Annotated in this window: 19 protein-coding genes; 17 read left to right on the plus strand and 2 right to left on the minus strand. The window is 35.1% G+C overall.

Going from position 1 to position 23,815, the window contains the following annotated elements; translation table 11 throughout:
• Window positions 1–177: 177 nt before the first annotated feature.
• The 10 genes from COC46_RS11205 to COC46_RS11255 all read left to right on the plus strand — a co-directional run bounded on the left by COC46_RS11205 (window position 178) and on the right by COC46_RS11255 (window position 11,259).
• Window positions 178–1,326 carry a sugar ABC transporter substrate-binding protein gene (locus tag COC46_RS11205; RefSeq protein ID WP_255294875.1) on the plus strand — a complete coding sequence of 383 codons (1,149 nt, stop codon included), beginning with the start codon at window positions 178–180 and terminating at the stop codon, window positions 1,324–1,326.
• A 113-nt stretch (window positions 1,327–1,439) separates the two neighbouring features.
• Window positions 1,440–2,954 (plus strand): ATP-binding cassette domain-containing protein, encoded by a 1,515-nt coding sequence (locus COC46_RS11210; RefSeq protein ID WP_098809800.1) that lies wholly within the window; start codon window positions 1,440–1,442, stop codon window positions 2,952–2,954.
• A 15-nt stretch (window positions 2,955–2,969) separates the two neighbouring features.
• Entirely contained in the window at window positions 2,970–4,142 is a 1,173-nt protein-coding gene (locus COC46_RS11215) for a sugar ABC transporter permease (RefSeq protein WP_098809801.1), read from the plus strand.
• 139 nt (window positions 4,143–4,281) lie between these two features.
• Entirely contained in the window at window positions 4,282–4,806 is a 525-nt protein-coding gene (locus tag COC46_RS11220; protein ID WP_098809802.1) for a hypothetical protein, read from the plus strand.
• A 195-nt stretch (window positions 4,807–5,001) separates the two neighbouring features.
• Window positions 5,002–6,333, plus strand: a complete 1,332-nt coding sequence (locus COC46_RS11225) for a cytochrome P450 (RefSeq protein ID WP_098809803.1) — start codon at window positions 5,002–5,004, stop codon at window positions 6,331–6,333.
• A 110-nt stretch (window positions 6,334–6,443) separates the two neighbouring features.
• Window positions 6,444–7,793: an FAD-binding oxidoreductase gene (locus COC46_RS11230; RefSeq protein ID WP_098809804.1), complete on the plus strand. Its 1,350-nt coding sequence runs from the start codon at window positions 6,444–6,446 to the stop codon at window positions 7,791–7,793.
• Between the two features lie 427 nt (window positions 7,794–8,220).
• Window positions 8,221–8,889, plus strand: a complete 669-nt coding sequence (gene rpiA / locus COC46_RS11240; protein WP_098809806.1) for a ribose-5-phosphate isomerase RpiA — start codon at window positions 8,221–8,223, stop codon at window positions 8,887–8,889.
• A gap of 114 nt (window positions 8,890–9,003) precedes the next feature.
• On the plus strand, window positions 9,004–9,858 hold the full coding sequence (locus COC46_RS11245; RefSeq protein WP_098809807.1) for a carbon-nitrogen hydrolase family protein: 855 nt from the start codon (window positions 9,004–9,006) through the stop codon (window positions 9,856–9,858).
• A gap of 42 nt (window positions 9,859–9,900) precedes the next feature.
• Window positions 9,901–10,572, plus strand: a complete 672-nt coding sequence (locus tag COC46_RS11250; RefSeq protein WP_098809808.1) for a GNAT family N-acetyltransferase — start codon at window positions 9,901–9,903, stop codon at window positions 10,570–10,572.
• 15 nt (window positions 10,573–10,587) lie between these two features.
• On the plus strand, window positions 10,588–11,259 hold the full coding sequence (locus tag COC46_RS11255; RefSeq protein ID WP_098809809.1) for a GNAT family acetyltransferase: 672 nt from the start codon (window positions 10,588–10,590) through the stop codon (window positions 11,257–11,259).
• 93 nt (window positions 11,260–11,352) lie between these two features.
• On the opposite strand, the gene COC46_RS11260 is transcribed toward COC46_RS11255, so the two are convergent.
• The gene (locus COC46_RS11260) at window positions 11,353–12,090 is read right to left on the minus strand and encodes a hypothetical protein (protein WP_098809810.1); all 738 of its coding nucleotides are present in this window, start codon (window positions 12,088–12,090) and stop codon (window positions 11,353–11,355) included.
• A gap of 366 nt (window positions 12,091–12,456) precedes the next feature.
• Between COC46_RS11260 and COC46_RS11265 the strand changes: the two genes are divergently transcribed.
• From COC46_RS11265 to COC46_RS11280, 4 genes are all read left to right on the plus strand, one after another.
• On the plus strand, window positions 12,457–12,753 hold the full coding sequence (locus tag COC46_RS11265) for a hypothetical protein (RefSeq protein WP_098809811.1): 297 nt from the start codon (window positions 12,457–12,459) through the stop codon (window positions 12,751–12,753).
• Between the two features lie 277 nt (window positions 12,754–13,030).
• A complete protein-coding gene (locus tag COC46_RS11270) occupies window positions 13,031–14,758 on the plus strand; it encodes an AAA family ATPase (RefSeq protein WP_098809812.1) in 1,728 nt (575 codons plus the stop codon).
• Window positions 14,759–15,386: 628 nt separating this feature from the next.
• A complete protein-coding gene (locus COC46_RS11275; protein WP_098809813.1) occupies window positions 15,387–16,202 on the plus strand; it encodes a DUF5995 family protein in 816 nt (271 codons plus the stop codon).
• Between the two features lie 248 nt (window positions 16,203–16,450).
• Window positions 16,451–17,158, plus strand: coding sequence for a M48 family metallopeptidase (locus COC46_RS11280; protein WP_098809814.1), 708 nt, complete (start codon window positions 16,451–16,453; stop codon window positions 17,156–17,158).
• Window positions 17,159–17,251: 93 nt separating this feature from the next.
• Here the strand turns inward: COC46_RS11280 and COC46_RS11285 are convergent, their stop codons facing one another.
• On the minus strand, window positions 17,252–17,746 hold the full coding sequence (locus tag COC46_RS11285; protein ID WP_098809815.1) for an acyl-CoA thioesterase: 495 nt from the start codon (window positions 17,744–17,746) through the stop codon (window positions 17,252–17,254).
• Window positions 17,747–18,111: 365 nt separating this feature from the next.
• Here COC46_RS11285 and COC46_RS11290 point away from each other — a divergent pair, with 365 nt between their 5' ends.
• The 3 genes from COC46_RS11290 to COC46_RS11300 all read left to right on the plus strand — a co-directional run bounded on the left by COC46_RS11290 (window position 18,112) and on the right by COC46_RS11300 (window position 23,483).
• A complete protein-coding gene (locus tag COC46_RS11290; protein WP_098809816.1) occupies window positions 18,112–20,637 on the plus strand; it encodes a vitamin B12-dependent ribonucleotide reductase in 2,526 nt (841 codons plus the stop codon).
• A 212-nt stretch (window positions 20,638–20,849) separates the two neighbouring features.
• Window positions 20,850–22,316 carry a protein adenylyltransferase SelO gene (locus COC46_RS11295; protein ID WP_098809817.1) on the plus strand — a complete coding sequence of 489 codons (1,467 nt, stop codon included), beginning with the start codon at window positions 20,850–20,852 and terminating at the stop codon, window positions 22,314–22,316.
• Window positions 22,317–22,553: 237 nt separating this feature from the next.
• Window positions 22,554–23,483, plus strand: coding sequence for a DMT family transporter (locus COC46_RS11300; RefSeq protein WP_369700046.1), 930 nt, complete (start codon window positions 22,554–22,556; stop codon window positions 23,481–23,483).
• Window positions 23,484–23,815: the final 332 nt, after the last annotated feature.

Here is a 23,815-nt window from a genome sequence, read left to right on the forward strand (position 1 = left end):
ATGTCCCAAAGTTAAAAAAATGCTAGTTTTAATATTCTGAATGTAACCGTTTTCTTTCGTGAGGTAAATTAGTGCAGGTAATAGACAAAAGAGTGAAGGAAATGGGTAAGCGTTTCCAATTGGAACCGTGATAACCTTATTAATGTAAACGTAACCAGAAAAAAAGGGGGAAACATTTTGAAAAAGTTATCAAGAATTTTTGCAATTATTTCAGTAATTTTAGTAATGACTCTTCTTGCAGCTGGATGTGGATCTTCATCTACATCAAGTGAAAGCACTTCTGTTGGTAAGAAAAGTAAAGATGGTAAAGTGGATATCGGTATCGTTTTACCTACAAAAGATGAGCCACGTTGGACGCAAGATGAAACTCGTTTTAAAAACGCTTTAAAAGACACAGATTACTCTGTTGAAATTTTATTCTCACAAGGTGACTCTGCTAAAGAAAAAGCAAACGTTGATTCTTTAATCGCAAAAGGCATCAAAGTTTTAATTATTTGTCCTCAAGACGGCGCTGCTGCTGCAGCTTCAGCTGATGCTGCAAAAGCTGCTGGTGTTAAAGTTATTTCTTACGATCGTTTAATTACAGGTACTGACGCAGTAGATTACTATGTATCATTTGATAGTGTTGCTGTAGGTGCTGCGCAAGCACAATATCTTGTAGACCATGCTTCAGGTAAATCAGGTCAACCTTTATACCTATACGCTGGTGCTGCATCTGATAACAATGCATTCTTATTCTTTGAAGGTGCTTGGAAAGTTCTACAACCAAAAATTGCTGATGGTACTTTTAAAGTTGAAAATTCACAAGCTGCAAATAGCTTAAAAGCTAAAGTTGATTTAACTCGTGATGAGCAAGCGAAAATTATCGGTCAAGTTACAACTAACTGGGATTTCAACGTAGCTAAAAACTTAACTTCATCTAACTTAACAAAAGCTTCTAAAGCTGACAAAGGTGATGTATTAGTTCTTGCTCCAAATGATGGAACTGCTCGTTCAATCGCTGATACATTTAAAGCAGACAAAGATGTAACTTCATATGTTATTTCTGGTCAGGATGCTGAAAAAGCTTCAGTTCAGTACATTATTGATGGAAAACAATCTATGACTGTTTTCAAAGATGTCCGTACATTAGTTAAAGATGCAATCTCTACTGCAACTTCAATCTTAAAAAATGAAACACCTGATGCTATAGGCGTTACAAACAACGGTAAAGCTGATATCAAAACAAAACAAACAGACATTATTGTTGTTGATCAAAGCACAGTGAAGAAAGACTTAGTTGATTCTGGATACTATAGCGCTTCTGACTTCACTGGATTGAAGTAATTATATAGAAGAAATGAATTTGCAAAATAGTGATGGTTTATCCGTCACTATTTTGTTAATTATTCAATTTAATCAATGACTCAAGTAGATGGCAAATTCGGGAGACGGATCATATGAGTGAATTTATTTTAGAGATGAGAAATATCTCAAAAGAGTTTCCAGGTGTTAAGGCATTAAGCGATGTTAACTTCAAGGTTAGAAAAGGTGAAATCCATTGCTTAGTTGGTGAAAATGGTGCTGGAAAATCGACTTTAATGAAAGTATTAAGTGGTATTTATCCATTTGGAACATATACAGGTGATATTGTTTTTGGAGACGAAGTTCAAAAGTTTTCAAAAATAAGTGATAGTGAAAAAAAGGGGATTGGAATCATTTATCAGGAATTATCTCTTTTTCCTGAACTGTCCGTTTACGAAAATATTTTTATCGGACATGAAATTAAAAAGGGAATGACGGTTGATTTCAATGAAACGATTGTAAAAGCAATCGAAATGCTAAAAAAAGTAAAACTAGATGTAAATCCAGAAGTACAAATTAAAGAGTTGGGCGTTGGTAAGCAGCAACTGGTTGAGATAGCAAAAGCACTTAGTAAAGATGTTAAATTGCTTATTCTCGATGAGCCTACGGCTGCTTTAAATGAAGATGATAGTGAAAACCTACTTTTCTTGATGGAAGAGCTAAAGAATCAAGGAATTTCTTGTATTATGATTTCGCATAAACTTAAAGAAGTAATTGCTGTTGCAGATACTGTTACTGTACTTCGCGACGGAAAAACAATTTGTTCTTTAAATAAGGAAGAAATCACCGAAAACACAATTATCAAACATATGGTAGGTCGTGAAATTGACGATATTTATCCGAAGCGTCCAAACCAAAAGTTTGGTGATGTTTCATTAGAATTAAAAGACTGGAATGTGTATGATCCAAGATTAGGTCGTAAGATTTTACATCAAATTAATTTAAATGTTCGAAAAGGAGAAATTATCGGGATTGCTGGTTTAATGGGATCTGGCCGTACAGAATTAGCGAAAAGTATTTTTGGTAATCCTACAAATTTTAAACTTGATGGTTCCGTATTCGTACAAGGTGAAACAAAGCGCTTTAAGCATCCAAAAGATGCGATAAAAGCTGGTATAGCTTATGTAACGGAGGATCGTAAAGGTGATGGTCTAATCCTCGAACAAGATATTAAAAACAATATTTCAATTACGAACTTATTCGAAATATCCAAAACAAATGTGATTAATCAACATGAAGAAATTGTCGTTGCAAATAATTATTTAAATAAGTTAAACATTAAGGCCCCATCAATTACTTCGATCGTTGGAAAATTAAGTGGTGGTAATCAGCAAAAAGTATCATTGAGTAAATGGTTATTTACGAATCCGAATGTACTGATACTAGATGAACCAACACGTGGAATAGACGTAGGTGCAAAATTTGAAATCTATAGTTTTATGAATCTACTGGTTGAACAAGGCATGAGCATTATCATGATTTCCTCTGAACTACCAGAAGTCCTTGGTATGAGCGACCGAATTTATGTTATGGCAGAAGGTAAAATAACCGGGGAATTATCAAGAGAAGAAGCAACGCAAGAGAGCGTTATGGCTCTAGCTACCGTTTAAGAGAGGTTGAATAAAATGAACTTTTTTCAAGAAGCAGGCATGTTATTAAGGAAAAACATACGTGAATATGGAATGTATATTGCTCTTGCAGTAATCATGTTAGTATTTACGTTAAATACAGATGGACTATTTATGTCATCTCGTAACTTAAGTGATTTAATCAATATGACCGGTTATGTAGCAGTTCTTGCCGTAGGGATGACACTAGTAATTGTCATCCGACATATTGACCTTTCAGTTGGGTTTGTTGCAGGTTTTCTAGGAGCAGTAGTTGCTCTATTTCTAACACACGGATTGCCAGTCTGGATTTCAATCATTGCAGTTCTAGTATTTGGCGCTATTATTGGTCTAATTAATGGATTCTTTGTTGCTAATTTAGGAATTCCATCATTCGTAGTTTCACTAGCAGGAATGTTAATATTCAAGGGATTACTACTAATGTCTCTTGTTAAAACTGGAACGATCATTGTTGCTAACGAAAGCTTTAAGGCGATTGGAAATGGCTATATTCCTAGTTTAGGAAATTTGAATGGCTTACACATATCAACACTATTAATTGGTTCAATCTCTATCATTCTTTTTATCTGGAGTGACTTTAAAAAGAGAAGCGTAAACATAAAGTATGGTTTTGAAGTTCTTTCAATGCCAATGCAAATCATAAAATTATTGTTTATTTCTGGTATCATTGGTTACATTTGCTATATTCTTGCAGGCTATCAAGGTATTTCTTGGACTGCTGTCATCATGATTATTGTTGTAGCAGTTTATCACTTTATTTCAACTAGAACTCCATTAGGACGTCACATCTATGCAGTTGGTGGGAACCCTGAAGCTGCACAGCTAAGTGGTATTAGCGTAAAGAAAATCACTTACATCGTATTTGGTTCAATGAGTATGCTTGCGGCATTATCAGGCGTATTATTTACAGCTCGACTTGCATCAGCTTCTCCCCAGGCAGGTACAATGTTTGAGTTAGACGCGATTGCTGCAGCTTATGTAGGTGGCGTTTCTGCTGCAGGTGGTGTAGGTAAAGTAACAGGTACAATCATTGGTGCATTCGTAATGGCTTCATTAACAAGTGGAATGAACTTAATGGGTATTGATATTTCATACCAATACATCATTCGAGGAGCAGTTCTTGTTCTTGCGGTTGTATTTGACGTAATGACACGTAATAAAGGGAAATAATGATGAAAAGCAGAAACAGTCGATTTTTATAGGCTTGTTTCTGTTTTTTTTATTGCCAGTAAATTTTTTATTAATTACCATGAAAAATATGGTAAAATATGGTATATCCATTCGGTTCTGATTTGATTCGGAGGTAATTATGTTGAAAAAGGTCCTAATCTTTGTTCTTGTCTTTCTAATTACTATTGGCTTTGGTGTTTATCATTTTATTCCAAAGAAAGTAAATGAATCAATAAACGGTGTTGAATATCAATTGGGTTCAGGTCATGATCAGGTAAATTCCGTGACGATAAAAATAAAGGGTAGACTTCACCAATCTTTATTTGGAAAAAGAACGTTTAAAGGATTAATTGATGTAAACGGTGCTAATTATTCCAATCAAAATAAAAATCGTAAATTGGAGATAGTTTTTGATCAATATGGTACGGGAACAATGGTATATGCTTACTATAAAAATGGAAAAGCAATTATTGATAGTTACGGGAATCTTTTTGCTAACAAAGATTTTAGTAAAGTGACGATTGAAGAATTTAGAGAAGACAAAAATGGGAATAAAGGTTGGACAAGTGAAAACGGTTGGATGATTACAGGACCAGCGAATAGCAAAAATGAGGCTTTAACCATTACAAAAGAGTTAGTGAAAAAAATTTACATCGTAAATTAAAATGATCAAAATACTACTATATAATTATTTCTGAAGAGAATGTCTTATAAGGCATTCTTTTTTTGTTTCAAAACATTGATTTAATTTAAAATTTTAATTATATGAATATTTAAATATATAAAGTATGAGAATTCGTCTCCTCTTAATATAATAAGAATATCCTATGTCTAATCTATCTTGAATGGAGTGAATGTTATGCTTGAAGTAAAAGGACTAAGTTCTTATTCACCTTTAGGGCACTTGAATGAGTTTCGGAAAAATCCTCTGCTTTTTTTAAGTGATCTTTCTAAAAATTATGATACGATTGTCTCTTTTCGGTTTGCACATCGTAAAATAAATTTACTGTTAGAGCCGGATTTAATCAAAGAAGTATTAGTAACGAAGCAGAATTCCTTTCATAAATCAAAGCCATTTCAAGAGATGAAAACTTTGCTTGGTGAGGGATTGTTAACAAGTGAAGATGAAGTACATATGAGGCAGCGACGTTTAATTCAGCCATCGTTTACAAAGCTGCATATACAATCTTATGCAGAGGATATGGTCAACACCACGGAAGAATTCATTCGTCCCTGGAAGGACGGGGAAGAACGTCTCATAAGTAGAGATATGATGGAGCTTACATTAGCAATTATTGCTAAAACGATGTTTAGTATGGATATGAAACAAGGGCATGAGCGGGTAGGCAAGCACTTCGATATTATTATGGATCTTGCAACTAAGAGAATTCGATCTGTATTAAAAGCGCCGCTTACGTTGAACACACCAAAAAATAAATCCTTAACCGGGGCTATTAAAGCGATTGATAAGGTACTATTTGAAATCATTGAAAAAAGAAATCACTCGGATACTAAGGATGATTTACTTGGACTACTAATGCGAGCAAGGGACGAAGAGTCAAAACAAGGTATGACTAATCAACAATTAAGAGATGAAGCAATGACGATTTTCCTTGCTGGTCATGAAACGACAGCAAATGCATTATCATGGACTTTGTATCTTTTATCCCAACATCCTGATAAAGCTAAATTATTATATGAAGAAGTAGATCGTGTTCTTGGAAGCAGACGAGCAGATTTTCATTCGATGAAAGATTTAATCTATACCCAGCAAATTATTTTGGAAAGTATTCGCCTATTTCCTCCTGCATGGCTTATTAGCAGAAAAGCAATAGAGGATGTTAGGATTGGGGATTACAGAATTCATAAAGGAGAAACAGTCATGATGAGTTCTTATATCTTGCAAAGATCTGAACAGTATTTTTCAAATGCAGGTGAATTCATTCCAGAGCGGTTTAAGAATGGAAAGGTAGAAGGTGTACCTGAACATGCTTATTTTCCTTTTGGTGGTGGGCCGCGTGTTTGTATCGGAAACCATTTCGCTATGATGGAAGCTACCTTAGTTTTAGCAACTATCGTTCAGAATTATGTTATTGAACTTGCACCAAATCATCATCAGGTTGAGGCAGAACCGCTTATCACACTTCGTCCAAAAAATGGACTTCGAATGATTGTAAAAAAGAGAAAATGAGTAGAATTAGTACACATATTAATGCATTCACTTAGGGAAGTGTCTTTTCCCAGATTTTTTCATAGAATATAGCATTCTCTTTACAGTATTTATGGAAGGGGTTATATTTCTTGGAAAAGACAAGACTTACTGGCCGAATTGTTACACCAGATGATGCGGATTATGAACAGGCCAGAACAAACAATACTTTAAACAATCCAAAATTTCCTAAAATAATCGTATTTTGTCAGCATAATCGGGATGTATTAAATGCTTTGAATTGGGTGAAGGAAAATAATATGCCATTTAGAGTCAGAAGCGGCAGACATAGCTATGAAAATTTTTCACTCGTAAATGGTGGGCTTGTAATAGATGTTAGCCAAATGAATACGGTTACTGTTGATTGCAAAAAAATGACAGCTAAAATACTAGCCGGCGCTGATTTAGGTAAAGTTTATAATATTCTTTGGGAAAACGGTACGACAATTCCAGCAGGAACAGAAAGTAGTGTTGGTCTTGTTGGTCTTACACTTGGTGGGGGCATTGGAATGCTGTCACGATTGTATGGACTTACATGTGATAATTTGCTTGAAGTAGAAATAGCTGTATCGAATGGCAAGGAAAAAGCTAAAATTATAAAGGCAAATAAGAAACAACATAGTGATCTATTTTGGGCCTGTCGTGGCGGTGGTGGAGGGAATTTTGGCATCGTAACGTCACTAAAATTTAAAGTGCATCCAATTTCAAACGTATCAATCTTTTCAATTATATGGGAGTGGAAAGATTTTGAAGCTGCTTTTGACGCGTGGCAAAATTGGGCAATTAGTACGGACAACAAGTTAACTTCAGAAATTGAACTTAAATCAAAAGAAGTAAATAAAATAATTGCTCAAGGTGAGTTTGTAGGTCCGGTATCGAAATTAAGAGAACTGCTCCGACCACTAACAGAAACCGGTTCACCTATAAAAGTAGATATAAGGGAAGTTCCTTATATTGAAGCTGTTCACTTCTTTGACGAGCCAAGTGGTAATATACCAGCTTACAAAAAGAGATCAGGATCTTTTCTTAATAGAACTTTTCCACAGAGAGCAATTTTAATCATGAAAAGTTTTCTTGAAAATACATCAAATGAAACGTCTAGCATTTGGCATCAATCTCTTGGGGGAGCAGTCAAACGGATTAGACCAAATGAAACGGCGTACTATTACAGAGATGCCATTATTGCTCAAGAGTATCTTTCCAATTGGAACACACCTGACGAAGAAAGAAGTCATATTCGATGGGTTGAAGAGTTAAGAAATGCTTTATCAAGATACACTACCGGTGACTATGTGAATTGGCCTGATCGATTCATTAGAAACTGGCCAACAGCATATTATGGTGCAAATTTAAATCGTCTTAGAGTTGTGAAACGAGAATATGATCGATACAATCTATTTAAATTTCCTCAAAGCATTCCACCAATTAATAATTGGTTTTAAAGTGAAAAAATAATTGTGAAAAACCGACCAGATTGAATTGTTAATTTGGTCGGTTTTAATATTAATGCAGTTAAAAAAGACAGGGTCTTATTGACCGCTGTTACTGCTTTTATTTCCCTTAGTATAAATAATGTAATTACCAAAAGCTGAAAATAATAGCAGTACAAAACCGAAAATCACAATTTGGTAGTTTTTATCTAAATAACCAAAATAACAACAAACCAAAGTTACAGGGAAAACCATTAAAACGACGCAAAACTTCAGAACAAAATTGGGTAGATCCATCTGTTATTCACCTTATATAAGTATTTTTTATTTTAGTTTTTTCTTATTTATAATTTGTTATTCTTTTTTATACAAAAATGAAATTCTCTTATATGACTTATACTATTTTAAGAAGTAAAACGATTAAAGAGAAGGTGTCAAAATGAATGATAAACAAATTGTAGGAGAAAAGGCAGTAGAGTATGTAAAAGATGGTATGATCGTTGGATTAGGTACGGGATCCACCGTTTTTTATACGATAAAAAAGCTAGGGCAATTCGTAAAAGACGGACTAAATATAAAGGGTATTGCAACTTCTGTGCAGACAGAAAAGCTTGCTAAAGAAGTTGGAATCCAACTGACAAGTTTTAGTGAAATTGAGCAAATTGATATTGCGATAGATGGTGCAGATGAAATTAATCCAGACTTGGATTTAATTAAAGGAGGAGGAGGCGCACTTTTAAGAGAGAAAATCATTGCGAAGGCAGCTAAGACATTTTTAGTAGTTGCCGATCCAAATAAGATGGTAGAGAGATTAGGTAAGTTCCGACTTCCGGTAGAAGTAATTCCATTTGGAATGGAAATGACGATGAAACAGATTAATGCAATTGGTTTATGCCCTGAAATTCGATTAAATGGAACGATACCGTTTATTACGGATAATGGAAACTATATTTTTGACTGCGGTATACCTAATAACGTTCAATCTGAAATAATAGAAAGAAAGCTTAATTTAATACCTGGTGTGGTAGAAAATGGATTATTTGTTGGTATGACTGATCTTGTTATTACGTTGGACAAAGAAAATAATGTAATACTATTAAGTAAATAGTACATAGTAAATTTTTGTATTCAATGAAATGAAAAAGTATATACTTGCTCCTTCTATCTATTTATTCAATAATAATATTAATAGAGAAAGAATAAATAGGAAGAGGGGGATTTTGTGCAATTAAGAGTTTCAGCCGTTCAATATCATCTTCACTCAATTAACTCTTTTGAAGAGTTTGAAAATCAAGTAGAGCATTATATTAAAACTGCAGAGGAATTTGAAGCGGAATTTATCATTTTTCCAGAATTTTTCACAACTCAGCTTATGTCAATTGGCAATGAAAAAGGTGAAGCCTTAACGATTCAAGATTTACCTAATTTTACTGAACAATATCGTTCTTTATTTTTAAAGTTGGCAAAACAATACAATATGCATATTATTGGTGGAACACATGTGATTAAAAAAGGTGATCGCTTATATAATGTTGCTCATTTGTTCTATCCAGATGGGCGTATTGGCGAGCAAGCGAAGCTTCATATTACGCCGACAGAGGTCAATGAGTGGAATATGAGCACTGGTGACGGATTAGAGGTTTTCGAGACAAATAAAGGAACAGTTGCGATGTTAACTTGTTATGACATTGAATTCCCAGAGATCGTTCGAATGGCAAAAGCAAAAGGAGCAGATGTCATTTTCTGTCCATCATGCACAGATGATCGCCACGGTTTCCATCGAGTTCGTTATACATGTCATGCAAGAGCAATTGAAAATCAAGTATATGTTGTCAATACAGGTACGGTCGGTTCACTTCCAACCGTTGATTTTATGCGTGCAAATTTTGGTCAAGCAGTAGTTATCACTCCTAATGACATTCCATTTCCTCCGAAAGGGATTTCTGTAGAAGGCGAATTAAATCAGGATATGATTGTGACAGCTGATCTTAATTTAGATTTATTATATAAAGTCCGTGAAAAGGGTTCTGTTACAACATGGCGTGACCGACGCACAGATTTATATCCGGATTGGTAATCAGGATTAACTTATTCATAAATAGAAGAGAGGATTTAGCCCATGTATCGAAAGGAATTTTTTGTTTTCGAAAAGGACAAACCTGTCCCAGTGGTAATCCGTCAGTATGATGAAAATGATTTTACCGATTTAATCCGTATTCAACAGGAAAGCTTTCCTCCGCCATTCCCATCAGAACTATGGTGGAATGAAGAACAGCTTAAAAATCATATAACTCTTTTTCCTGAAGGAGCAATCTGTATTGAAGTTAATGGTCAAGTGGCTGGTTCTATGACTGGTTTGCTTGTTGATTTTGATCCTAGCCATCCAGACCATTCATGGGAAGATGTTACTGACAACGGTTATATTCGTAACCACAATTCAAATGGGAATACACTTTATGTTGTTGATATTGGCGTCAGACCTTTATACCGAAAATTAGGTTTAGGCAAGTGGTTAATGTTTTCAATGTATGATGTTGTCGTTCATTTGGGCTTAGAAAGATTGCTTGGGGGTGGCAGGATGCCGGGCTATCATAAAGAGGCGAGAAATTTGTCACCTGAGCAATACTTAAACGCTGTAGTAAAAGGAGAACTAAAAGATCCAGTTATTAGCTTTTTACTGCGATGTGGTCGTACTCCTGTGAAGGTAGTAGCTAATTATTTAGAGGACGAAGAATCATGCAATTTTGGAACGCTCATGGAATGGAAAAATCCATTTAAACATTCTATTTAAAGGGAGAGAAAGAAAATGGAATATAGGAGAATTACCAATATTAATGACCCATTATTCAAACAAATGCATCAGTTAATGCAAGATGTATTTCCAAAAGAAGAAGTATTAGAATTTGATCTTTGGAAAGAACCTTTGGAGGATCCAGGAATTCGTGTATTTGTTGCTGTCCATGAAGGTAAAGTAGTAGGCGCAACAGAGTATCGTTATTATGATGATTTTAATGTTGCTATGACTGACTTTACAATAATTGGCCAAGCTGGTTTAGGAATCGGCCCGTATTTGGCACATAAAAGATTAGTAGATTTACAAGCGTTAGCAACTGAAAATAATAAAAAGTTATCAGGTATGTTTGCTGAAATATATGATCCATATCGAGTGGAACACTACGAATTTGGTGGTGTTAAACCAATGGATCCATTTGTTCGTCGAGAAGTATTAGCACATTTAGGCTATAAACGTCTAGATTTTGAATATATTCATCCATCATGGAACAACGATGGTGAAGCGGTAACAGGTCTTGATCTTTGTTTCCTTCCGATGGACGGAGAAAAAAACGAGCTTCAATCAGATTTGATCGTGAAGTTTCTAAAGCGTTATTACACAGTTTTATCGAATAAACCAGCAGCTTGGTATTCAATGATTGAAAACCTAGAAGAGAAAGAAAAAGTCGCATTAGTTTATTTCTAAACACTAAAAAAGCTTGTCGATTAAGTCTAGGAGCAGACATGTCGAGAAGCTTTTTCTATATACGATATATTGATTTTCGAACAATCCCTCGAGTTAGTCTGATTGTTTTTGTTTTTCCTTTTCCTCTTTTTTATTGCTAACCGAAGTTGTATAGGTTTTGGACTTCTCAGAACTATTAAATAGTTTATAAATATAGTCAGTTGTTAGTTTATAACTATCCTCAAGTTTAGTAGTAATGTAGCTTGCTCGCTCAAAAATAATTGAGCGGATATTGTTGAGCTGGTGAGAGATTCTTTCGATCAATGCTTCTTGCGTATCAAGGCGATCTAAAACGCCATGTTGAAATTCCTCTTGCTGCAGCAAGCCATGAGCTACTTCATTTTGTTTTTCAATTAGTTTATTTAGTTGTAAGGAGAGAGAGCGGTTATCAGATTCACTTTTTTCCAAACGGTTTGTCATTTCTGTAAATGCTTTATTTAAACTAATCATTTGGTCAACTAGCGTCTGTTTTTCTAGGCTTTCATTTGCGTCTAAAGTATTTAACCGTTGAATCATCATTCGTTCAAATTGTTCACGCTCACGGTTACTAACTATGAGACTATTTACTTGATTCTTAACATGATTCCACTGGTTTGTTTGAAGTGCTTCTAATTGCTCGTATCGTGGTTTTAATTCAGAGATTGATTTTTCTATGCTCATGTTGTTTTTTTGTTGTTCATGCATTAGCTCAGCTAAGTAATTATGACGAGCAAGCCCTTGATTTGGTGTTTGGAGTTTTTCATTATTTTTAAAAACATCAGGGTGTTCATTCTTATTAATAAATAATCCCACTACTATTTCTCCCTTTCTATATGTTTTTACTAATATTTTATGTTCAAGGACAGATAGGGGAACTTGTGTATGGTTAGTTGGGCTTTCGTTATCTAGAAAAACAATCGTTTAGGAAATTTGAACTGTGTAACGGTCTGCCTTTTCCAAAGGATAAATTTTAGTAAAAGAGTATTGATCAGTAAATATGAAGTGGGAACTAGAGTCATTTTCGCAATTAATCTCATATTAAATTAATATGTCAAATACAAGGATAAAGACCTAAATGAAGGACTTAATAAAGTTCGGGAATTGTTATCTGAAAATTAAGTCAATTTGTATCACCAGCCTATTTTCTTTGAATAGTATGATGTAAGGTGGTGATAAATCATGGATTTAGGTTTCGGACTTGCGGATTGGATGCTTTATACTTTATGGGCTGTTACTGGATTAATGATTCTTGATTTTGTAATAGCATTTATCCGTTCATTTTGGAAAGGTTCATTCGACACATCTTTTATACTAGGATATTTAAAGGATATTCTATACTTCATTTTTCCATTGAAGTTTTTAATTTCAATGTTTGCACTTGATCCTACTGGATGGATTCTAATTGTATTTTATTTCATCGGTGGAATCGCTGTCGTTATAAAATATTTGAAAGACATTTTCAGTAAATTTCAATAAGTATTAGAAGCCCTCCTTTGGAGGGCTTTACAGTGTGAAGATAAAGTCCCAAAAATTTGATTATCAGACTGATTGCAAGCGCTTGTCTTTCGAGGCGCGNNGCAACGAAGAAAGCGAGCGTTTGGCGGGCAGTCTGAGAAGCCCTCTTTTGGAGGGCTTTATTATTTCATTTAAATGAACGAATTTATTTAGTTTTAGCATACATATATTTCTAGGCACCAATGGGCTGTTTTTTTCATAGAATATTCAAAAAATTCCCTAGAAGGAAGTAATGTTTATGAAGAAATATCAATGGGTAAAATGGCGAAGATTTTTTATTTGGTTAGCATTTATTGTAATTATTGGTATTGTGCTTATACAAGGAGGACCAACTTATTGGAGTGTAGCATTTTCGATTGTTAGTCTATTATTCCAGTTGGTCTTTGCAATGTTATTTATGATTATACAGTTTGTAGCGCTTTTCTGGTTTTTAGCTAGAGGACGTACCTATTGGATTTTACCAGGTGAGACTGGTTCAACGTGGGATGATTATCGTGGAAACCCTGAGATTGTTGAAAATGCAAAAAGAATCGTAACATTACTAAAAGGCGTTAAAGAGTTTAAGGAGATGGGTGGAGAAGCGATCCGAGGGTTGCTACTTTGCGGTCCCCCGGGTACAGGGAAATCTTATCTTGCACAAGTTATTGCGAATGAGGCTCAGGTACCTTTTGCTTATGCCTCAGCTCCTAGTTTTCAAAACATGTTCTTTGGTGTAGGGAATTTGAAGGTAATGGGGATTTACAAAAAGGCAAGAAAGTTAGCTAATATTTACGGCGCGTGTATCATTTTTATCGATGAAGTTGACGCAATTGGTATGTCTCGTCAAGGGGGAGGCGCAGGTGGCGGTGGAATGTTCGGTATGGGAATGGGCTCCGGGTTATTGAATGAGCTTTTATTACAAATGGACCCTCCAAACATTGATAGTTCTAAAATCGCAAAATTTCTTCGCTCACTTGGATTACGAAAAAAGAAAGCTGAACGTCCGGCAGTTCTGACGATTGCAGCTACAAATTTACCTGACGTACTTGATCAGGCATTACTTCGACCAGGTCGTTTCGACCGGAAACTTTGGGTAGATTCTCCTGATTACGATGGAAGAATCGATGTTTTCCAATATTATTTAAAAAAGGTGAAAATCGACGAATCTTTAACTTCAGAAAGAGCTGCTCTTGATACAATCGGTTATAGCCCCGCTCAAATTAAACATATTGTGAACGAAACAGTCGTTATTGCTCATCAACGAGGTGCTGAGGTAGCAAACTATACTGACTTCCGAGATGCAATGGAAACGTATGAGTGGGGACTTAAGCAGCCACTCAGATCCATGAGCGAAGATGAGAAGAGTAATGTTGCGTATCATGAAGCAGGTCACGCCGTAGCTCAATATTTGCTAAAGCCACATGATCGAGTATGGAAAGTAACAATTATACGAAGAGGTGACGCATTAGGTCTTGCTGCAACTAAGCCAACAACAGAAAGATATAACCGAAGCGACAGCGAGATTCTAGCAGCAATCCAAGTTTGTTTAGCGGCTAGAGCTGTAGAAGAAGAGTTTCTTCACAAGAAATTAAACGGAGTTACTTCTGATTTACAACAAGCTACACTGCTTGGTGGTGCATATCTAGGTTTAGTCGGAATGGGCGATGAGCTATTTAGCTGGAATGCATTAGGCTCTCAAGCAGAAGGCCTAAGAGCACTTCGACCAAAAATTAACCTTCTTCTAAAGGATCAAATGAGCCAAGTAAAAAAACTTGTAACCGATCACGCTGATTTCGTACATTCAATTGCGCAGGAGCTGTTAAACAGAGGGGATTTAACAGGTGAGGAAATAGAAGATATTTACGAAAGCTTATATTCACGCACACGCCCTGAACCTCCTATTGTAAAAGTAGGGGATGTATATGAGAAGAATATCCAAGGTTTATTTAAGGATTTTGATAAGTTATCTGAAGGCGAGCAGAATTGAGATTAATCTAATCGTACTTGATGTCATTGGAATGACTTTATAAATTAAGATAATCCACAGGGGAATTGATTTTCCTTGTGGATTTTTTGTGTTTTTTCTCTGATTACAAGGAAGAATGCTACGGTTCTAAGTACGATATCAACAGGTTGTGGCAAAGTATCAGCGAGTTTTAGGCATATATCAACAGGTTTTGGCAATATATCAACGGATTATAGGTATATATCAACGGGTTTCATCAATATATCAACGAAGTTCACAACTTTATCAACAATGTTCACATAGCGTTCGTATTTCGAAAAATTAACTCCCTGCTGTATTTTAACACGCAAAATGAGTTCAAGCGTTTTATGCACAAAAGTACTGGACGAAACGCGACACTTTATACACAAAGGTCACAACTATCAATAATGTACACTTATAGTTCGGATATCTGGCTTGCCGCGTTCCGTAATTCAACTCTACTTTAACCGCATTTAACAGTTCAAAGTTCGCCAAAACGGAAGGAATTCTCTATAGATAAACTGAATCAAAATAAAGCCACCACAATTAAAAGTATCTTTTCAATCCTACAAGCATATTGATTAACAAATCTAAAACAGTACAAGTCACAATGATGGGAGAGTGAAGAATGAATCGTCTTTCAAACAATCTAGGAAATGCTAATACAATCGATGATGTAATTCATCAATTAGATGAAATTATTTCAATGAGTAATAAAACAAAAAATAAACTAGGATATTTTGCTTCTTTATACCGGATGGTCACCATTAAAGTGAAGGAAGGGATTTTAAATAATCAATTTGAAGACGGTGCAAGAATGGAAAGTCTTGATGTAAACTTTGCAAATTTTTATTTAAAAGCACTTAAAAGTTATTTAAATGGTGAACCTTCTAGCCTCAGCTGGCAATTAGCGTTTCGTCATGCTCAAAGCGGTAAATCTATTTTGCTGCAGAATTTATTGCTCGGAATTAACGCACATATCAATTTGGATTTAGGAGTAGCAGCTGCAATGGTATGCAAAAACGCTGATATTCAATCGCTCTACAATGACTTTATGAATATAAATCGTATATTGGCATCTTTAGTGGACGAGGTAAGGGATGACATGGATCGTATATCGCCATGGATTGGTTTTTTAGACCATATCGATCCAAAGGCATCTAAGGCGATCATAAACTTTAGCCTAGAGAAATCACGGAATTATGCTTGGAATTTTGCAAAAAAGCTTGCAGGAGCCAAAGAGGCAGAGTGGGAGGGGCTCATTAAATTACATGATCATGAAGTTGCATCGATTGGCAAAATGGTAGCAAATCCAACTAGTTGGATGCTAAAGACTGGTTTGTGGGCAATTCGTTTAGGTGAATCAAAAAATATTGAAAGAAATTTAGATCTTTTAAATCATAATAGGTTTGAGACTGCAATAACAGATGGGATACAATTGTAAGAAGAATTTGTCCTTTTTAGTCCTTTATAGGAGAAATGTAGACTGTTCTCCCGTCCATAGCATGAATCGTTTTCATACCGAGTACATCTGCATATGGGTATAAAGAGTTACAAGTTAGTATAGGATAAAAAGTTGAAGACAACACTCGTTGACTAGAGTGTTGTCTTTACTATTTAAAAAATAAAGCTTCTTCTGTAAAATATGATTGTAAAGATGCAGGATTAGAAGGTTAACGAATAGGTGATAAAATGATACATACATATTTAGGCGAAACAATCAATTTTAATATTAAGTACAAAAAGCGAAAATCAATCGGTATTTATATAGACTCTTACGGAAACGTTGAGGTTCAGGCTCCTAAGGATACACCAGACAAAAGTGTCATCGAAGTTTTAGAGGTTAATTGGGAGTTGATTCTTCAAAAATCAAATGAAATGAAGGAGCGACTTCGTGGTCCAAAGGAAAGGACTTATGAATTCGGTGAGACATTTCTTTATTTGGGAAGTTCTTATCCAATTCAGATTTCACATGATGATCGTATTTTGCAAGATCAAGTGGTTTTTGAAAAAGATAGGCTAAATATTATTGTAAAACAACTAGAGGATGAACGAATACAACAGGCACTAAAAAGGTTTTATTATCAGCAGTGTAAAGCGATCGTTCAAAAGAGTATTCAAAAGTATCAAAGTAATTTTAAAGTAAAACCTTCTTCGATTCGTATTAATGATAGTAAAACGAACTGGGGTACTTGTGATTCAAACAGGCAACTGACATTTAATTGGAAATTGGCAATGGCTCCTCAAAAGGTGATTGACTATGTAGTTGTTCATGAAATGTGTCATCTTGTTCATATGAATCATGATCGTTCTTTTTGGCGACTAGTAGGAAAAATAATACCTGATTATAAGGAAAGAGAAAATTGGTTAGCATTATCTAGTTGGAAAATGACTGTATAGTAGCATTCCAAATTCTTAGTTGAAATGGGGACGACTTTTGTCGTCCCATTTTTTATTCTTTAAGAAAGACTAAATGATACCGATGACATTTCTTCATTTTTTATATAAAAAGTCTGCTAATTCCTTACTTTTTAGTCTTCTGTTTTTACGGATTTTAGCGCGTTCTTCTCCGCCCTCATATAAGAATTTTTCTTCTTCAGTTTCCGGAATAATTTGTGGTACTTTAACTAAATTTCCATCTTGATCCAAGGCAACAAACGTTAAAAAGGCAGTTGCTGCGATTTTCTCTTCACCAGTTTTTAAGTTTTCTGCAGTTACTTTAACGAATACTTCAAAAGATGAGGTACCAGTCCAAGTTACATAACTTTCGAATGCCACCGAATCTTTCATCGTGATCGGATGAAGAAAATCTACAGAATCAGTAGAAGCAGTTACAATTGAAGATCTACAAAATTTCATTGCGGAAATACTTCCGATAATATCTAAGTCATTCATAAGTTTTCCGCCAAACAAAGTATTATGACTATTTACATCATTTGGTAAAACCAAATTTGTTCGAATGACTCTTGTTTCTTTACAAGTTACCATATGTTTTTCTCCATTCTTTAATTTCTATAAATTGTACACTATTTATTGAAGAATTTATCAAACTTTATTTAAAAAAATACAATTATGATCGTTCTACTAGAGGATGGTCATTAATCCTCAATTCTCAAAGTTGTTATTTAATATCACATAGTTAAAAGTAAATTTGTCAATGAAATTTGTAGGAAAATGTGCAAATTTAAATAAGTTTATTTGGGTCGTTTACATTGACTTTTACTTCTTAAGTCGGTATATTTATATCTTGTTGAGACGGGACAAATACTACATATGGGTGTTGTGAAGAAAGTGAACACCTATATATCGATATATGGTAAAATCGATATAATCTATACGAGGAGGAACAGGTGATGATAAATACAATAATTGATGCTGAATTACCTGCGAATATACAGAAATTAAACAAAGACATAATGCATTTTCCAATGATTACACCTATTAATCCCAAAATGCATAAAACTACATTTAAAGGTGTATCTAGAACGGTTATGTTAGATCGATACGCATTTAAAGATATTAAGCTTAAAACTTTAGGAGTAGGTGACCTAGTCGTTTTAACATATAAGGATGATCCGAAGTTTCCTCGTCGTGGATATGGTGAAGTGATTGCCATTGACTATACTAATGAAGAAGTAACTGTTCAATTAGATGCTCAATTTGAAGATGGAGCAATCATTACAGTTGCATTTAATAAAGTTGATAAGCCACTTGAAATCTTCTATGAACAAATTGCAGACCGTGTAGCACGAGGACTTGCATCTGCAGAAACTCCAGAAAAATTCTCCGAAGTAAAAGATATGTTTTATGAAATTTTAGCTAACAAAACATTTGTACCAGCGGGACGTGTGTTGGCTGGTGCAGGAACTGGTGCTTCAACTACATTCTTTAACTGTTATGTAATGCCTCATATTCACGATTCTCGTGATGGGATTGGTGAACACCGTAAGAAGGTAATGGAAATTATGTCACGTGGTGGTGGCGTAGGGACGAACGGATCAACTTTACGTCCTAGAGATGCAATCGTATATAGTGTGAACGGACGATCAAGTGGTTCAGTTTCTTGGTTGCACGATTTATCAGAATTAACGAACTTAGTCATTCAAGGTGGATCAAGACGTGGTGCCCAAATGATTATGATGAATGTAAATCATCCTGATATCGTAGAATTCATCGTATCGAAGAATCAAAATCCAAAGGTTTTACGTTTTATCGCGCAAACAACAAAATCGAAATTAATTCGTGAAGAAGTAGAGCGCAAATTAAAGTTCGAGCCAATTAGTACAGCTGAAAAAGCTGCTTATGAAGCATTAATCCATTTAGCAACGCTTGAAGGAAAATTAGATACGCCTGAAATAGAACAAGCAAAAGAACTTCTTAAAGATGGTGGTAAATATTCAGTTCATAACCCTGAGTTTTTAACAGGTGCAAATATATCTGTTTGTTTAACTGATGATTTTATGGAAGCTGTAGAAAATGACGGAGAATACAAGCTTCAATTCCCAGATTTAGAAAACTATGACGATGAGATGCGTCTAATCTATGATCAAGAATGGCAGGAATGTGGAGATGTACGTGAATGGGCTGCTCGTGGTTATGGTGTAAGAACGTATCACAAAATAAAGGCAAAAGAGCTTTGGGATTTAATTAATGTGTGTGCTACTTATTCTGCAGAGCCTGGTATCTTCTTCTTAGACAATGCAAACAAAATGACAAATGCTGTATCGTATGGTCAAAAAGTAGTTGCAACTAACCCTTGTGGCGAGCAACCACTTGCTCCATTCTCAGTTTGTAATTTAGCAGCTGTTAACTTAGCAGAAATGACGGAAAATGGTCAAGTTAACTGGGAAAAGTTAAAACGAACTGTACAAATCGGGACAAGAATGCAGGATAACGTAATCGATGCAACCCCGTATTTCTTAGAAGAGAATACGAAGCAAGCAAAAGGAGAACGACGTATCGGATTAGGGGTAATGGGATTACATGATTTACTAATCCGTTGTGGTCTAGTGTATGGTTCAGAAGCTGGAAACAAGTTAGTCGATCAGATTTTTGAAGTAATTGCTACTACTGCTTATAAATCTTCAATTGAATTAGCTGAAGAAAAGGGAGAATTCCCATTCTTATCAACATTTGAAGATGGACGTGAACGTTTTATTAACTCGGGATATATGAAAAAAATGCCGGAAGAAATACGTGAAGCTGTATTAGAAAACGGTATTCGTAACTCACACTTATTAACAATTGCTCCTACTGGAAGCACTGGTACAATGATGAATGTCAGTACTGGACTTGAACCATATTTCAACTTTGTGTACTTCCGTTCAGGACGTTTAGGTAAATTCATACCAGTTGTAGCGGATATCGCTTTAGAGTGGTTAGAAGCTAATGGTTATGAAGTAACTGAAGAAAATGTTTATGAGATGATCGAGCATCTGCCAGAACAATTTGTTGGAACGATGGACCTTTCTCCAGAGGCTCATGCTGATGTTCAATGTATTATCCAAAGATGGATCGATTCTTCAATCAGTAAAACAGTGAATGCTCCTAGAGGGTATACTGTCAAGCAAGTAGCGAAAGTGTATGAAAGATTACACAAAGGTGGTGCGAAGGGCGGAACTGTTTATGTAGATGGTTCTCGTGACGCTCAAGTCTTATCACTAACAAATGAAGAAAATGATTTTACAACTGTAGAACTTGAAGCAGTTGAAAATATTGAAACGCAAAATAATCAAGATCAAATTTCACCAATTAAAACTGGTAATGTAGGAGTAGAAAACGGAGATACTTGTCCAATCTGCTTGGTTGGTACTGTAGTTGAACATGGTGGTTGCAATACATGTGATAACTGTCAAGTACAGCTGAAGTGTGGAATCTAGGATGATCTGAATTTCACTTATATGTTTTTAGAAAGAAGCCGATTGAGGCTTCTTTTTTTCATGCTCCTTATCTAGGTGAATAGATTGAATTGGATGGTAGACACTAAATCGAGAGATGGATTGTGAAGCAAAATCATAGAAAATCATTTGTTTTTTTGTTATATGTAGAGAGAATAAAAAGTAAATAGAAAAAAGTGGAAAAGGGGGATTAGATGACTCACGGAAATGGTGCGGGATGGAATTTTGATAATAGTTATTCGAGGTTACCAGAATTCTTTTTTGCTATTCAAGACTTAAATCCAGTAAGTTCACCAAAATTAGTTGTGCTAAATAAGCCATTAGCAGCATCTCTTGGTTTAGATGCGCAAGCACTTCAAAATGAAGAAAGTGTTAACGTTTTTGCTGGGAATCAAGTCCCAGAAGGTGGATTACCACTTGCTCAAGCATATGCAGGTCATCAGTTTGCTCATTTTAATATGTTAGGGGATGGAAGAGCTTTATTACTAGGTGAACAGATTACCCCAAATAACGAGCGATTTGATGTTCAACTTAAAGGTTCAGGTAGAACGCCTTATTCAAGAGGTGGAGACGGTCGTGCAGCACTTGGCCCAATGCTACGTGAATACATTATTAGTGAAGCAATGCATGCACTAAGGATTCCGACTACAAGAAGTCTTGCAGTTGTAACTACCGGTGAACAAATTCAGCGTGACACTCGATTACCTGGAGCTGTTATGACCCGAATTGCTGCTAGCCATATTCGTGTTGGTACGTTTCAATATGTTTCAAGATGGGGCAGTGTTAAGGAGCTTCAAGAACTTGCAGATTATACAATTCAAAGACATTACCCAGAAATTGAAAAACATGATCCGAATCGATATCTATTATTCCTTCAAGAAGTAATAAAACGCCAAGCCTCACTTATTATTAAGTGGCAATTGGTTGGTTTTATTCATGGGGTAATGAACACTGACAATATGACAATTAGTGGAGAAACAATTGACTATGGTCCATGCGCATTCATGGATACTTATGATCCTGCAACCGTTTTTAGTTCAATTGATCTACGTGGTCGTTATGCTTATGGAAACCAACCAAAAATGGCTGGTTGGAATCTTGCTCGATTTGCTGAAACACTATTACCACTTTTACATGATGATCAAGAGAAGGCTCTTGAAATAGCACAAAATGCAATTTCTGAATATCCTATTGCGTATGTTGATAATTGGGTAGCTGGAATGAAAAAAAAATTAGGAATATTTAATGAAGAAGAACAAGATAAGTCTTTAATTGATGAGTTACTTGAAATAATGGAAAAGAATAAAGCAGACTACACGAATACGTTCCGAGCATTATCATATGGTCAGCAAAATGAATCATTGTTCAAATCCCCTGAATATAAACAGTGGGAAAAGCAGTGGCAGGAGAGATTAAGCAGACAATCAGAATCAAAACAAGCCTCACTTCAATTGATGAGAGACAATAATCCGACTGTTATTCCAAGAAATCATCGCGTAGAAGAAGCATTAGAAGCAGCGGTCGAAAATGGAGATTATAGTGTAATGGAGAAGTTGGTTAAGGTGCTTTCTAATCCATTTGTTGAGTCTAAGGAACAAGTTAGTTATTGTTCACTTCCTCCTGATCCAGATCGTCCTTATCAGACTTATTGTGGTACTTGATTATAAAAAAATGCTACCTTTGAAGGTAGTATTTTTTTACAGGTCTATTGAAAAAGAGAAAAGAATGAAGATTCCTAATTTAAGAGAATTTGAGCATACACATTGTATTAATCAACAAAATTTACTATATTAGAAAAAGTAAATTAAAAAATTTTCAGATTCATAATATAAGAGGGAAGAACTTTATTTCAAAGCTTTCCCTCTTTTTATTTTAAAAGATAGGCTAAACAGAAAGAAGTGGAGAAGTTGAAGAAGCAACAAATTTACATCATTTTATTTTGTATTATGGTGATATGGGGATTTAATGTTATTGCTACAAAAATTTTAGTAGAAGATTTTATGCCTGTTACGATGACAGCGATTCGTGTTTTTACTGCGGGGGTAAGTGTTTTTATTATTTTATTTTTAATCAAAAAAGTTCGGTTGCTTACTAAGAGGGAGTTTGGTTATGTTTTTCCTGCGATGCTATTAAATGTAGTGGCGCATCATTATTTTTTATCGATTGGGCTTTCTCAAACTTCAGCATCAAACGGGGGACTTATTCTAGGAATGGGGCCTCTTCTAACAGCCTTATTGTCTGTTTTCTTTTTAGGTAGTGTACTGACATTTGTTAGAGTTTTAGGCGTTTTATTTGGATTTGCAGGTGTCGCTTTTATTGTCTTCCAAAGTGGTGGTGGATTTCATGGAGTGTCACATGGAGATTTTTATGTGTTTTTAGCAATCTTAGCTCAAGCATCAAGCTTCGTTTTAATTAAAAAAGCGTCTAAAACTTTAGACCCAAGATTAATGACTGGATATATGCTTGTCATGGGTTCGATTATTTTATTTGGAATTAGTCAAATCCTTGAGCCAAATGGAATGGCTAGCATGGTACATCATTCAGCAGGAATTTGGGCCGTATTTTTTGCATCAGCGGTTGTTGCTACAGCTATTGGGCATATGCTATACAATTTTTCTCTTGGAAAGGTTGGTACAACAGAGGCTGCGATATTCTTAAATCTAAATCCGTTCTTTTCACTAATTGGGGCGATCCTATTTTTAGGAGAAAAAATCGTTTTAACTCAAGTAGTTGGATTTATTTTAATTTTAATAGGAGTACTGTTCGGATCAGGAGTATATGAAGATTTATCTCGTAAATATAAACGGAATAACCAGATGCAAGTCTAATAGAAACGGAAGCGGCTTATTTTATATTGTTTAGTTAAAATATGATATGGTCAATTTACTTAAGGCAATATACCGACAAGGTGATTGTCTTTTTTTATGTTACTTAAGAAAATGATTTCTAACTATTATTTCATGAAAAAAACTAGCTATTTTGGGCATATTATAAAGTATTTAAATAATTAGGAAGGACTTCTTCACGATGACAAAAATCGATCCTAGAACTCACTCATTAAATACAGAAACAATTGAGAATGAAATAGAAATAAAATTACTAAGTTGGTTACTTCATGATTAAAAAGAGTTTTTATTTTCTAGGACTAATTCTGATCGGA

It is taken from the genome of Bacillus sp. AFS041924, from assembly GCF_002577195.1.
GTDB lineage: Bacteria > Bacillota > Bacilli > Bacillales > Bacillaceae_G > Gottfriedia.

Bases quoted from the DNA above. Each gene is read 5' to 3' on its own strand.
- COC46_RS11215 (WP_098809801.1), top strand. From the start codon at position 2,970: ATGAACTTTTTTCAAGAAGCAGGCATGTTATTAAGGAAAAACATACGT.
- COC46_RS11290 (WP_098809816.1), top strand. From the start codon at position 18,112: ATGATAAATACAATAATTGATGCTGAATTACCTGCGAATATACAGAAA.
- COC46_RS11270 (WP_098809812.1), top strand. From the start codon at position 13,031: ATGAAGAAATATCAATGGGTAAAATGGCGAAGATTTTTTATTTGGTTA.
- COC46_RS11210 (WP_098809800.1), top strand. From the start codon at position 1,440: ATGAGTGAATTTATTTTAGAGATGAGAAATATCTCAAAAGAGTTTCCA.
- COC46_RS11265 (WP_098809811.1), top strand. From the start codon at position 12,457: ATGGATTTAGGTTTCGGACTTGCGGATTGGATGCTTTATACTTTATGG.
- COC46_RS11275 (WP_098809813.1), top strand. From the start codon at position 15,387: ATGAATCGTCTTTCAAACAATCTAGGAAATGCTAATACAATCGATGAT.
- COC46_RS11220 (WP_098809802.1), top strand. From the start codon at position 4,282: ATGTTGAAAAAGGTCCTAATCTTTGTTCTTGTCTTTCTAATTACTATT.
- COC46_RS11255 (WP_098809809.1), top strand. From the start codon at position 10,588: ATGGAATATAGGAGAATTACCAATATTAATGACCCATTATTCAAACAA.
- COC46_RS11285 (WP_098809815.1), bottom strand. From the start codon at position 17,746: ATGGTAACTTGTAAAGAAACAAGAGTCATTCGAACAAATTTGGTTTTA.
- COC46_RS11250 (WP_098809808.1), top strand. From the start codon at position 9,901: ATGTATCGAAAGGAATTTTTTGTTTTCGAAAAGGACAAACCTGTCCCA.
- COC46_RS11225 (WP_098809803.1), top strand. From the start codon at position 5,002: ATGCTTGAAGTAAAAGGACTAAGTTCTTATTCACCTTTAGGGCACTTG.
- COC46_RS11295 (WP_098809817.1), top strand. From the start codon at position 20,850: ATGACTCACGGAAATGGTGCGGGATGGAATTTTGATAATAGTTATTCG.
- rpiA (WP_098809806.1), top strand. From the start codon at position 8,221: ATGAATGATAAACAAATTGTAGGAGAAAAGGCAGTAGAGTATGTAAAA.
- COC46_RS11280 (WP_098809814.1), top strand. From the start codon at position 16,451: ATGATACATACATATTTAGGCGAAACAATCAATTTTAATATTAAGTAC.